Annotated in this window: 11 protein-coding genes; 10 read left to right on the top strand and 1 reads right to left on the bottom strand. The window is 43.8% G+C overall.

Annotated elements, in window-relative coordinates; genetic code table 11:
• Positions 1-38 precede the first annotated feature (38 nt).
• The 10 genes from ACESMA_RS06860 (at position 39) to ACESMA_RS06815 (ending at position 10973) form a co-directional block, all read left to right on the top strand.
• Positions 39-1889: a T9SS type A sorting domain-containing protein gene (locus ACESMA_RS06860; RefSeq protein WP_372948040.1), complete on the top strand. Its 1851-nt coding sequence runs from the start codon at positions 39-41 to the stop codon at positions 1887-1889.
• A gap of 98 nt (positions 1890-1987) precedes the next feature.
• The gene (locus ACESMA_RS06855) at positions 1988-2806 is read left to right on the top strand and encodes a hypothetical protein (RefSeq protein ID WP_372948039.1); all 819 of its coding nucleotides are present in this window, start codon (positions 1988-1990) and stop codon (positions 2804-2806) included.
• A 168-nt stretch (positions 2807-2974) separates the two neighbouring features.
• The gene (locus tag ACESMA_RS06850; RefSeq protein WP_372948038.1) at positions 2975-3238 is read left to right on the top strand and encodes a PqqD family protein; all 264 of its coding nucleotides are present in this window, start codon (positions 2975-2977) and stop codon (positions 3236-3238) included.
• Between the two features lie 5 nt (positions 3239-3243).
• Positions 3244-4290, top strand: a complete 1047-nt coding sequence (locus tag ACESMA_RS06845; protein WP_372948037.1) for an ATP-grasp domain-containing protein — start codon at positions 3244-3246, stop codon at positions 4288-4290.
• Between the two features lie 2 nt (positions 4291-4292).
• The gene (locus ACESMA_RS06840; protein ID WP_372948036.1) at positions 4293-5621 is read left to right on the top strand and encodes an alanine racemase; all 1329 of its coding nucleotides are present in this window, start codon (positions 4293-4295) and stop codon (positions 5619-5621) included.
• A gap of 124 nt (positions 5622-5745) precedes the next feature.
• Positions 5746-7971 (top strand): urea transporter, encoded by a 2226-nt coding sequence (locus ACESMA_RS06835; RefSeq protein ID WP_372948035.1) that lies wholly within the window; start codon positions 5746-5748, stop codon positions 7969-7971.
• The gene (locus ACESMA_RS06830; RefSeq protein WP_372948034.1) at positions 7956-9287 is read left to right on the top strand and encodes a tetratricopeptide repeat protein; all 1332 of its coding nucleotides are present in this window, start codon (positions 7956-7958) and stop codon (positions 9285-9287) included. Before ACESMA_RS06835 ends, ACESMA_RS06830 begins: the two co-directional genes overlap by 16 nt.
• Positions 9275-9898, top strand: coding sequence for a tetratricopeptide repeat protein (locus tag ACESMA_RS06825; protein ID WP_372948033.1), 624 nt, complete (start codon positions 9275-9277; stop codon positions 9896-9898). Before ACESMA_RS06830 ends, ACESMA_RS06825 begins: the two co-directional genes overlap by 13 nt.
• A 12-nt stretch (positions 9899-9910) precedes the next feature.
• Positions 9911-10702 (top strand): T9SS type A sorting domain-containing protein, encoded by a 792-nt coding sequence (locus ACESMA_RS06820; protein WP_372948032.1) that lies wholly within the window; start codon positions 9911-9913, stop codon positions 10700-10702.
• A 31-nt stretch (positions 10703-10733) separates the two neighbouring features.
• Positions 10734-10973: a hypothetical protein gene (locus tag ACESMA_RS06815; protein WP_372948031.1), complete on the top strand. Its 240-nt coding sequence runs from the start codon at positions 10734-10736 to the stop codon at positions 10971-10973.
• Here ACESMA_RS06815 and dusB read toward each other — a convergent pair.
• Positions 10961-11962, bottom strand: coding sequence for a tRNA dihydrouridine synthase DusB (gene dusB / locus ACESMA_RS06810; RefSeq protein ID WP_372948030.1), 1002 nt, complete (start codon positions 11960-11962; stop codon positions 10961-10963). The genes ACESMA_RS06815 and dusB overlap by 13 nt on opposite strands.
• Positions 11963-11970: the final 8 nt, after the last annotated feature.

Below are 11970 nucleotides of genomic sequence, written 5' to 3'. Positions count from 1 at the left end.
GGTGGTGTCAAATAATTATACATTCAATTAAGAAAATCATGAAATTGCCAGCTGTTTTATATGTAGTCGCCCTGGTTTTGGCATTGTTGCTTTCAAGCTATCTGATAGTTACACAGGAACTGCCTGACAAATCAAACACCTGGTTTTCAACTTCAGGTGCTTGTATTTTGTGTCATTCAACCAGTGATTTTGCTTTACGCGACAGTCAGGGGAATGATGTTTCACCTGTTGCCCGCTGGCGTAGCACCATGCTTGCTAATTCCGCAAAAGACCCGTTTTGGAAAGCAAAAGTAAAGCACGAAGGAATAGTAAATCCTGCACACAAAGAGGCGCTCGAAAATGTTTGCACCCGATGTCATGCACCCATGGGAATGGTGAATGCATTTTTAACCTCGTCAGACTATTACACGCTGGATGATTTAGTAGAAGATGAATTAGGGAAAGATGGCGTATCCTGCACGGTATGTCACCAGATAAACGATTTCAGTTCGCCGTTGTTTTCCGGAAATTTTGGAATAAACGATACAAAAGAAATTTACGGACCTTATCAAAGTCCGTTAACTGCTCAAATGGTTGCGAATACAGGATTTACGCCGGTTTATTCTGAAAAAATAAACGACTCAAGACTTTGTGGCTCCTGCCATTCCTTGTTCACGAATTCTGTGGATGAACATGGCGAACCAACCGGTGAAACATTTGTTGAACAAGCACTTTATCATGAATGGGAAAACTCCATTTATGGAGAACAAAATATTTCTTGCCAATCTTGTCATTTTCCCCAATTGAATGAACCCATAAAAATCAGCAGCCGGCCTGGATTTTCTCCCGGACGCGAACCGTTTGGAATTCATGATTTGACGGGCGGAAACGTTTTTATGCTGAACCTTTTAAAAGAGAATCACGAAGAGTTACAACTTCATTCAGGAGAGGAGTTTCTGGCCGAAACCATCAACCGCACAAAAAAATTGTTAACCGAAAGTACCGTAGATTTGAGCATCAGCGAATATTACCATCAAAATGACTCTGTTTTTGTTCAGGTTCTTTTAAAAAATAAAGCAGGGCACAAATTTCCAACCGGTTTTCCGAGCCGCAGGGCTTACCTTGAATGTCTGCTAATTCAGGATTCAGACACTCTTTTTCATTCAGGGAAACAAGGAACAACCGCTCTTGTAAATGGAGATGATGATCACTTCGAACCTCATTACGAAATCATAAACAACGAAAATCAGGTTCAAATTTACGAATTTGTGATGGGTGATACACAGGGAAAGGTAACCACCGTTTTGGAAAAAGCTTATGTGCCGTTAAAAGATAACAGAATAGTACCCGAGGGATTTAGCTCGTCGCACTTAAATTATGACACTGTAAAAGTTGTTGGCAAAGCCACAATCGATTCTGATTATTTTTCCGGTCTGGGCATGGAATCCATCATCTACGCCTTTCCAATATCTAAAGTGGGAAATGCTGCTGACGTGAAGTTTTTGCTGCATTACGAAACGGCGCCGGAAAGTTGGATGCATGAGTTATTTGAACATGCCGAAACAGATGAAGATATTCATCGTTTTAAAAATATGTATTACAACACAAACAGATCACCAATGCTAATCGCATCAGATTCAATGCAGTTAACAGCCACTTCAACTCCTGAAATTCAAAAAGAAAAATACCGGATTTACCCGAATCCTACAAGCGGAAAAATTCATATTGAAGGCATTGCTGATAATTGCACATATTCTGTTTTTAACACCTTGGGGTTACTTGTAAAAAAGGGGTTTATTGAAAGAAATGAATCCGGCATTGCCCTTAATTTACCATCCGGCAATTACCTTCTTGTTTTACATTTAGCCGATGGCAAACAATTCAGCCATTCGATTATCCTGAGTAATTAAAAAATCCAAACAATTTTTTTACCTGTACGCAAGTTTTTAATCCAGAGTGTGTCTTAATTCTGATACAAAAAATCTTTATTCATTAAAATTTGAAAGTCATGAGAAAATCAGGAAAATTTATTGTGTTGGTTGTTTTGGCAGTCGGTTTGGCTATGCTGAATTCGTGTAACAAAAACGATGTGGAGGATTTAGCTTTGAGAACTGAAGCCAAAGATTACCTTGCTCTTTTCGGCGCTTTTAATTTCGATTCAGAAGAAACAATTACCAGTGGCGATGAGGACGATTTGAAATCAGCAGAATTGTTGGGATGTTTGACAGTTACCATTCACGAAAATGAAAGTGGCGAGTTTTGGCCGAGAAACTGGACACTGGACTACGGCGACGAAAACTGCGAAACATTTAACGGAAACCTGCGCAGGGGAAAAATTCATGTAACACTGTCTGACTGGTGGCGAAACGAGGGTTCATTTCGTGAGATAACATTTGAAGATTATTACTTCAACGACAACAATCTGCAGGGAACCAAAACCATTCTGAACAACGGAGAAAACGAAAACGGGAACCTCACTTTTACCAAAAAAGTAACCGGCGGAAAACTGATTTATGCCGATGGTGACGAAATGGCCTGGGAATGTGAAAAATTAAGTGAGATGGTTGAAGGCCAAGAAACCCTTCTTTTTGCTGATGATGTTTGGTCGGTTACTGGTTCCGGTGCAGGTGTAAACAAAGACGGACTGGAGTTTAGTTTTCAGATTACATCACCCCTAATTTATAAAAACGGCTGTTTTGGTCCGGTTAGCGGTGTGGTTGAAATCAACACCAACGGCATCCTGCAGGTATTTGATTATGGCGATGGCGAGTGTGACAATAAAGTTACAGTTACAACAAACGGAGTTTCAGAAACAACAGAGTTTTAGTTTTTGAGTTAAACAACTCACAACCAGACTGGAGAAACAAATTCTTGTTTTGTTTCTCCAATTTTATTTAAATTAAACTTTAAGTGCATTTTTTAAAGAAATGTTCTAAATTCGAAGAAGAAAAGAACCAAAAAGAAATCAGAAAATTACGAGTAAAAATAAGGGAAAATGAAAATTGCACCAGAAGTAAAAATCAGCGACAACGGGTTTGTTTTCAACCAGAAAACCGGCGACTCGTTCAGCCTGAATCCATCGGGACTTGAATTGATGAAAATGATTGAAGAAGAAAAAGAACTGGACGAAATCAAGGAAGCTTTCCTTGCAAAATATGATGTGGACGATTTGAGTTTTGAAAAAGACTTTTATGAATTCTGCACGTTATTAAAGCATCATCAAATAACTGTTCAGAGCAACCCGCTGGATTTTAACTAAACACAATGAAAAAGAAGCACATTACACTGGCTGTTACCGGGTTAAATAATACCGACAATCCCGGGCCGGGTGTTCCGGTAATTCGTGGCGTTAAAGAATCGGAAGAATTCGACGTTCGCATCATCGGTCTGGTTTACGAAAATCTTGAACCCGGGATTTATATGGAAGGCTTGTGCGACCGCATTTTCCAGATTCCTTACCCTTCTGCCGGTTCCGACGAGCTGATTGAACGTATCGAACACATCCACCAGCAGGAAAAAATAGATGTACTTATTCCGAATTTCGATGCAGAGCTTTATTCGTTTATGAAAAATGAAGAACGACTGCACAAGCAGGGAATTCATACCTTTTTACCCACATTGCAGCAGTTTCAGGAACGCGAAAAACACCGGCTGCCCGAGTTTGGCAAAAAGTATGGTATTAGAGTGCCATCAAGCATTAACCTGGGCAGTTTGGGTCAAATTACCGAAATGGAAGATAAATTCGATTACCCGGTGATGGTGAAAGGCCAGTTTTACGATGCGCACCTGGCTGCCAATAAAGAACAGGTGAAACAGGCTTTCCTGAAAATTTCATCGAAATGGGGATTGCCGGTTATTGCACAGGAATTTGTTGCCGGAACTGAGGTGAACGTGGTGGCGCTTGGCGACGGAAAAGGCAACACTGTGGCGGCCGTACCCATGCGGAAACAATACATCACAGATAAAGGAAAAGCATGGGGCGGCATAACCCTGGCCGACGATAAAATGATGGAACTCACCCGGTCGCTTTTTCAGAAATCCAAATGGAAAGGCGGCATGGAACTGGAATTGATTAAAACCAATGCTGGCGAATACTACCTCATCGAAATCAATCCGCGCATTCCGGCATGGGTCTATCTGGCCGTGGGTGCCGGGCAAAACATTCCCGAGGCGTTGGTAAAACTGGCGCTCGGCATGAAAGTTGAACTGATGCAGCATTATAAAATAGGGAAAATGTTTGTGCGCTATTCCTACGACATGATTGTGGATTTGGAAAAATTTGCTGCCATTTCAATGAATAAAGAAATTTAAAAATGGAAAAAATCAAATACGAAAAACCGGTTATCAGTAAAATAACCGCCGGAATGCCCAGTAAATTCGGGCTTCCCGCCAAACCAAAAATTATTTCGGAAATAGACGGAATTCCGGTTTCAAAACTGATGGAAGAATACAGTTCGCCTGTGTTCGTTTTTTCTGAGAAAACCATCCGAAACACGATTTCCGAGGCGCGCCGGGCGTTTGAAACCCGCTACCCGAAAGTGCAGTTTGCCTGGTCGTACAAAACAAACTACCTCGATGCAGTGTGTAAAATCTTTCAGGATGAAGGCGCCTGGGCCGAAGTGGTTTCGGGTTTTGAGTTTGAAAAAGCCCTTGCACTGGGCGTGAACGGTTCGCAAGTCCTTTTTAACGGCCCTGAAAAGTCGGCTAATGATTTGGAGCTGGCCATCAACCACAACGCCTGCATTCACATCGACCATTTCGATGAATTGTATCTGCTGATGGAAATTATCCGTAAGCTGGACAAAACAGCGCGTGTTGCCATTCGTATTAATATGGACACCGGCATTTATCCTATGTGGGACCGGTTTGGGTTTAACTACGAAAACGGCGAGGCCTGGAACGCCATCAACCGCATAATGCTGGCCGAAAAGCTGGAACTGATTGGCCTGCACACCCACATCGGGACGTACATTATGGCAACCTCGGCATACGGAATTGCGGCGTCCAAACTGGCTAACCTGATGATGGCAACTCACCGGAAGTTTAACCACTGGCTGAAATACATCGATATGGGCGGCGGATTTGCCTCCAAAAACACACTGAAAGGCGCTTACATGCCTGGCTCAGAAACCTGTCCGTCGTTCGATGAGTACGCCGAAGCCATTACCAACGCGCTCATTTCTTCGGAAATTCCGCATGAAAACCTGCCGGCGTTGTTTTTGGAAACCGGTCGTGCGCTGATTGACGATGCCGGCTACTTACTCACCACTGTTCTGGCCAATAAACGTTCATCAATTGGGCGGCGCAACCTCATCATCGATGCCGGAGTGAACCTGCTTTTTACCTCGTTTTGGTACAATCTGGGGGTTTACCCCAGTAAACCGGGTTCGGAATACGTGGAAGAAACCACCATCTACGGGCCGCTATGTATGAACATCGACGTCATTCGCGACGCCATTAATTTTCCACATGTAAAAACCGGTGACCAGTTGGTTATCGAACGTATTGGCGCATACAATGTCACCCAGTGGATGCAGTTTATCACCTACCGCCCCAATGTGGTTTTGATTGATTTGGAGGGGAAAACCCATATAATCAGAAAAAAAGAAGATTTGGAAACATTGAAGGAAAAGGAAAATTGAAAAACTAATTTTGAATGAAATCTTGTAAATAAATCTCCCGCAGATTGCGCAGATAACCGCAGATTTATAAACAGTATTTTCTTCGAAAATCTGCGAAATCAGCGGGAAAATATAAAAATTAAAGATGGCGGAAAACCAAAACATAGCCACCGCAAAGGAAATCCTTCATTCCATCCTCAACAGCTATTCGCAGGTGTTTTTTTCCACCTCGAAAACGCTGGCGGTATTTCTGGTAGCCATCAGTTTTTTTGATTACGGCGCCGGCATTGGCGGTTTGGTGGCAGTGCTTATTGCCAACGCACTGGCCTGGGGGCTGGGTTACAATTCGTATTACCTGCGCTCGGGACTTTACGGTTTTAATGCGCTGCTGGTAGGCCTGGGCGTGGGATTGTACTACCAGCCATCACCTGAAGTTTATATATTGGTGGCCGTTACTGCACTTTTCTGCTTTTTCCTCACCGTTGTTTTTCAGGGGGTTTTGGGAAAATACGGCCTTCCGTTTTTGAGTGTTCCGTTTTTGCTCACCATCTGGATTGTGGCGCTTTCGGCCAACAGTTTGTCGGCGCTCAACCTGAGCGAACGCGGCATTTTTGTGTACAACGAACTCTATGCGCTGGGCGGAAAATCATTCGTCAATTTTTACGATTTTCTTGAAAAAAGCATTCCCTCATCGTTCATCCGGATTTATTTTAATTCCCTGGGCGCCATTTTTTTTCAAACCCATTTACTGGCCGGGATTATCATCGCATTGGGTCTGCTCATCTATTCGCGCATCACTTTTGTTCTGTCTGTTCTGGGTTATGGTGTCGCTTTTTTGTTTTACCGGCTGGTGGGCATCGAATTCGACTCACTGGGCTATACGTTTATTGGCTTCAACTACATATTAACGGCCATTGCGCTGGGCGGGTACTACCTCGTGCCGGGAAGGGCTAGTTTTGGCTGGATTATTCTCCTGCTTCCGGCGGTGGTTTTAATTACCACCAGCACCCAGCAGCTTTTTGTGCTGTTCCGCATTTCGCCCTATTCGCTGCCATTCAACGTAATTGTATTAACCTTTCTGTATGCGCTGAAACTGCGCGAAAAACGCCCGCGGCATTTAATTGAAACGCCGGTACAACTGGGAAAACCGGAAAAAAACCTGTACCTCTATTCCGGAAACATGAAACGTTTCCCGGCGGCTTACCCGGTTTCGGCAGCCCTTCCGTTTTACGGCGAGTGGACGGTAAGCCAGGCACACAATGGCGAACATACCCACAAAGGCGCCTGGCGTCATGCGTTTGATTTTATTATCTCCAATCGCGAAGGGCAGCAATTTAAAAATTCAGGCGATTTTGCCGAAGATTATTTCTGTTTTGGGAAGGCCGTATTGGCGCCTGCCGACGGCACTGTGGCCGAGGTGATAAATAATATTCCCGACAACACCATCGGCGAGTTGAACACAAAAGACAACTGGGGAAATACGGTGATTATTAGACACAACGACTATTTGTACTCCAAACTCAGCCACCTGAAATTTCAGTCGGTGGAGGTAAAAACCGGCGATGCGGTAAAAAAAGGGCAAATGATTGGCCGCTGCGGAAACTCGGGTCGTTCACCTTACCCGCACCTGCACTTTCAGTTTCAGGCAAATCCGTATGTAGGCTCCACCACCATCGATTATCCGTTTGGCCATTATTTGCTGAAGGAAGAATCCGGCTACTCCCTGAAATCATTCGATTTTCCGAAAAAAGACGAGGTTTTGGTCAATCCGTCCAAAAATGAAGTCTTAAATAAAGCGTTACATTTTATTCCCGGACGGCGGATAAAAGTTGAAGTAGAAGTGGATTCGGAAAAAACCAGATGGAAAAAACTGGCCGGCGAATATGAATGGGTGGCCGAAACTGATGTATATAACACCACCTTTCTCCGCTGCGAAAAACACAACGGACGGGCCTATTTGTACAACCAGGGCGACATGCACTTCTTTACCAATTTCACCGGCAGGAAATATTCGCCGCTGTTTTGGTTCTATGTTTCGCTGTTTAAGGTTCCGGTGGGATTTCAGGCCGGAAGCCGGATTTACGACACATTACCAGTTCACCAGCTTTTTGGTGGCATCCTGAAGTTCCTGCAGGATTTTGCAGCACCACTTTTCCTGTTTCTGAAAGCCGAATATGAACTTACCTTGAAGGAAACCGGAGACATTCTGTCGTCGGACTCCGTGAAAATGGAAGCTGAAATCACGAAAAAAGTTGCTGGCAGAAAGATAAAAGCATGCACAAGTAAAATTGATATCAACCAAAAAGGCAATTTTGAAATTTCAATAGAAATAAATGAAGCAAAGTTGAAAATGACATGCAAAAACGAATAGGATTGATAGTGGTACTTACCCTGTTTTTGCTGGCGGTTCAGGCGCAGCAAAAGCTCAATTACCCCGAAGTGGATAAAGTTTCGTACGAACTCTACATGCAGGGAAAATGGACGGAACTCATTGATTACTCAAAAGAAGCCCGCCGCCAGGATATTGATTTTTTCTACCTGCAGGCCCGCACCGGTATTGCTTACTACAATCTGAAAAAATATCGTATTGCCAGCGAATGGTTTTTGAAAGCATGGGAAAGCGACCAGTCGTTTGAATGGTTGCAGGAATACCTCTATTACAGCCTGCTTTGGGGTGGACGGGCATCGGAAGCATCTAAAGTGGCAGGCAGTTTTTCGCCTGAGATGCAGGATAAAATCAGTTTTTCTGAAAAGAAAATCACCAGAGTGGGATTGGAAGCTGGGTACAGTTTCAATCCCGATTTTGAAACCTTAAACGCAGCGCCTCACGGTCAACAGGCCGGTGTGGGCGAAGATTACGGCGAAGCGTTTTACCTGAAAAATTACCATTTTGAATCGTTCGACCTCAGTCACCGGATAACACCGGGGATTAGTGTGAATCATAATCTGACTTACGTTGGCCTAAACCGTGAGCAGCAAATTGATTGGGGGTCCGCGAATAGTTTTCCGATGGAAACCAATCAGTTTCAATACTATTTAAATCCACAATTTTTGTTGGGTAAAAAATTGAATATTTCTCCTTCAATTTCAGCCATCTGGGGTAGTTATGATTTTTTTGCCGGAGGTTTTACCGGAAACCAGATGAAGATGTTTTATAATGCTTCCTCACGTTTTTCTGATTTCGTTTTTTCCACTTCAGTCTGGTCGCATTTTGGAGGTTTTTCGCCGGGAGCGGAAATGAACCTGGCCAACATAACCGACCAGAAATTTACACAGCTTTCAGCCTGGCTAACCGTATATCCGTTTTCGAACCTGAATTTTTACTTCACACCGCGGGTGTATTTCAAAAGCAGCGAAGAAAATGGTTTCGGATTCAACACCTTTGGCATTTCAGGAGGAGCGCAGTTGGGACCGGTACATTTTTACGGACAGTATCTGAACGGCGAAATGGAAAATTTTATCGAAGCTGGTGGTTACGTGGTGTCCAATTTCCCGGGTGTTTCGGAACAGAAATTTTCGGGAAGCATTTATTTTCCCACCGGCAAAAAATATCAGTTTGTTTTGCGTTATCTTAGCCAGGACGTTACAGAAAAGTACAGGGTTTATACAAATCTTGTTGAAAGCAATTCAGTGAATTACAACTATATGAAACATACTTTAACAGCCGGAATATCATGGAATTTTTAAGAATACAAATAAGCTTGCTGATTTTGATGATTACTGTTTTGGCAGGCAGTGCGCAGGTTAATCAGGAAACGCTGGAACAGGCGTTTGCCCGAAGCTACGAACTGGAAAACGCCAAAGATTATCCGGCTGCTGCCGGAGAACTGAATAAAGTTTATGACCAGTCGGCGTACGAAATCAACCTGCGGATGGGCTGGCTCTGGTACAATGCCGGACGGTTTGATGAATCGGTTAAATACTATTTGCGCGCACAGCAATTGATGCCTTACTCCGAAGAAGCCCGGTTTGGTTTAATTCTGCCCAAAGCAGCGCAGGGCCAGTGGGACGAAGTGATAGAACTTTACGACCAAATTCTCGAAATTCATCCCAACAATACAGTGGCGATGTACCGTTTGGGGTTGATTTATTACGAGCGCAAAAACTACGACAAAGCGCTGCCGCTTTTCAAAAAAGTGGTGGATTTGTACCCGTTCGATTACGACGGGCTGCTCATGTTGGCCTGGACTTCCTATTTCACCGGGAATTACAACCAGGCCAAAGTGCTTTTTAACAAAGTAAAATTGAACAATCCGGGCGATGCTTCAGCAAACGAAGGATTGCAACTGATGAGGTAAAAATTAACTACTATGAAATCAATCCTTGCTTTTGCCATGTTCATGCTGATTTATACATCAGCAAATGCCCAGGTTACCCTCGAAAAGAAGTACGACTATTCCACCTCGGTGGTTGAATTTGAAACGCTCGGCTATAAGTACTATTTGATGGATGTTCCTTTGGCACAATGCCGGATTTATAACCTTGACCATTCGCTGTTTAAAACCATTAACTGCAACGTTCCTGCAGGTTTTTATTTGTACGATATTAAATTTCTGTCGGAAAAACTGTTCGACAATGATGCCGGAATTGAGCTGCTCTGTACTTTTTATAAATATAATGAGACCCTGCAGTATTACGAGTACGATAGCAAAATCATCAACGAAGACGGTTCGCAAGTGGTTTTTATCGACGGCGCATTGTATAACTACATCCACAAAACCGGCGAGAACACGTACAAACTGTTTTCGTATTGCTACGATTTTTCGGTCTGGCCTGAAAAAGTGTGGACCAACATTTACAGTTTGCTCGGAACACCGGTTGTGAGCGCTTTTCTGGAAAATGAGACTCCGGGGTTTAATCTGAAGGCCTTTCCAAATCCGGCAAACAATCAGTTAAAAGTAGCATACACTTTACCTCCGGAAGTAAGGGAAGGGACTCTTTATCTTTTTGACAACAGCGGCAAGCAAATTCAACGGTTTAATATCGACAACCACACCGACCACCTGCTGTTGAATGTTTCGGATTACAGCAGCGGCGTTTACCACTATTTTGTGGAGTACGACAACAAAAGGAGTCCGTCGCAAAAGCTGGTGGTGCGATAGATTATCAGGAATTCGTAAATTTGAAAAAAAAATGATGGGACACGATGCTATAAAACTGGAATTAATTGAATGGCTTACCAAACTCGATGATGATGAAACCATTGAATACCTGAAGCTTGTTAAAGATTCAACATCATCTGAAGAGGACTGGTGGCATATCCTGACACTGGAACAGAAATCCGGAATCGAGAGGGGACTTAAAGATATCGAAGAAGGCCGGGTAACTCCGCACGAAGAAGTAAAGGAAAAATATGGACTTTATTCCTCATAATCCGGCCTCACATCTCCATACTTCTCCACAATTTCATCCAGAATATCAGTTACTTCGGCATTGGTTTCGGCACGCAACAGCCTGATTTTCAATTCGCGGAAATTGGGCAGTCCCGGAAAATATTTGGCAAAATGGCGGCGCATCATTAAAATGGCTGAGCGCTCGTTGTCTTTCCATTCGAGGTTGAGCTGCAGTTGCTCTTTTACATTTTCAACCACTTCAGTAACCGTTGGAGACGGAAGTGTTTCTTCGGTTTTCAGGTAATGTTTCACTTCTCTGAAAATCCAGGGGCGGCCAATGGCAGGCCGGCCAATCATCAGCGCATCCACCCCTGTCTGTTCCAGCAAGGTTTTGGCTTTTTCACCGCCGGTAATGTCACCGTTTCCAATAATCGGAATTTTAATTTGCGGATGGTTTTTTACTTCGCCAATCAACGTCCAGTCGGCCACGCCGGTATAAAGCTGCTCGCGGGTGCGCCCGTGAATGGCCAGCGCAGCAACTCCGGCATCCTGTAAACGGAGGGCAGTGTCCAAAATCGGTTTATCATTTTTGTCCCATCCCAGTCGGGTTTTTGCCGTTACAGGAACCTTCACCGCTTTTACAATTTCGGCAGCCATTTGCTGCATTTTGGGCAGGTCGCGTAGCATGGCAGCCCCGGCTCCATGACGAATAATTTTTTTCATGGGGCAGCCAAAGTTGATGTCGATAAAATCGGGCTGCATTTCTTCAGCAACCTTTGCTGCTTCTACCATCGATTCGATGTTGTGCCCGTAAATCTGAATGGCCACCGGGCGGTCAAAATCGAACAAAACCATTTTCTGCTTCGATTTTTTTACATCACGCACCAGCGCTTCCGACGACACAAACTCAGTGTACATCACATCGGCGCCGTATTTTTTGCACATCCACCGAAACGATTTGTAGGTGACGTCTTCCATGGGCGCCAGAAAGAGCGGGGTTCCTTCCAGTATGAGGTTTCCGATTTTCATCAATGCAA

This window comes from Mariniphaga sp. (assembly GCF_041687215.1).
Lineage (GTDB): Bacteria > Bacteroidota > Bacteroidia > Bacteroidales > Prolixibacteraceae > Mariniphaga.
Note: the sequence above shows the minus strand (reverse complement) of the source record. Positions and strands in the feature narration are given on the sequence as shown.